Source organism: Cobetia sp. SIMBA_158, from assembly GCF_046566945.1.
GTDB classification, from domain to species: Bacteria; Pseudomonadota; Gammaproteobacteria; order Pseudomonadales; family Halomonadaceae; genus Cobetia; species Cobetia amphilecti.
Map to the genome: position 1 here is coordinate 1 of NZ_JAWJYL010000452.1, position 267 is coordinate 267.

Genomic DNA, 267 nt, shown 5'->3' on the forward strand with positions numbered 1-267 from the left:
CTGGTATCGTAAATTTTCTCAGCTTTTCTGCCACCTGTGCGGGAGTCCGAGAGGAGTTATTTGTTACAAAAAGGTAGGGAATATTTTTTTCGTTTAATCTTTTTATAAAATCCGCCGCTTCCTCAATAAGCTCAGTTCCTCTATACATCGTTCCATCTAAATCAATTAAATAGCCTTTATATTTTTTCACCATTCATCACTCCTATGAAATAGATTGCCCCATCTTAAGAAGCAAAAATACAAAAACGCCCCTACTTGAGCGTTTTG

General features: G+C 36.7%; 1 pseudogene. It reads right to left on the reverse strand.

What is annotated here, in order from left to right:
* A pseudogene (locus R2R70_RS20645) lies at positions 1 to 193 on the reverse strand (hypothetical protein); the annotation flags it as partial.
* Between the last annotated feature and the right edge of the window lie 74 nt (positions 194 to 267).